Raw genomic sequence first — 577 nt, 5'->3', positions numbered from 1 at the left:
TTACTGAAGCGGTCCTGGCGTGGCTCGAACGTCATGGGAGAACGGTGATCAATGGAAGCCGTGCGCTACGGCTTGAAGTAAGTAAAGTGAATCAATATATGGCTTTGAATCAAGCGGGAATCGAAACACCGAAAACCATAACAGCTGTCGGTAAAGAGAATATCCTCAAAGCGGCGGACCAATTAAATGTGGATTCCTTTATTACGAAGCATAACCGTGCTGGTAAAGGCCAAGGTGTCCAATTATTCCATTCGAAACAAGCCCTCGAGGAATATTTGGAAGGGGCATCATTTGAGGAGCCTGTCGATGGCATTACCCTGCTCCAGCAGTACGTAGAGGCACCAGAACCTTACATTGTCCGTCATGAATTTGTCGGTGGAAAGTTCGTTTATGGAGTGAAAGTTGACACTTCGGAAGGGTTTGAGCTGTGTCCGGCAGATGCCTGCACAATTGAAGATTTGTATTGCCCTACTGACGGGGAAGCGGAAGAACCGAAAGCGAAGTTTGAAATTATCGAAAACTACCGACCTGCAATCATCGATCAATATGAAGCATTTTTAAAAGAAAATAAAATTGA

1 protein-coding gene is annotated in these 577 nt (G+C 45.1%); it reads left to right on the top strand.

Annotated elements, in window-relative coordinates; translation table 11 throughout:
- A partial coding sequence (locus LD39_RS21575) for a RimK family alpha-L-glutamate ligase (RefSeq protein WP_035554037.1) occupies nucleotides 1-577 on the top strand: 577 nt, incomplete at both ends.

This window comes from Halobacillus sp. BBL2006 (genome assembly GCF_000786645.1).
GTDB lineage: Bacteria > Bacillota > Bacilli > Bacillales > Halobacillaceae > Halobacillus.
This window is presented reverse-complemented; position numbering and strand designations above follow the sequence as displayed.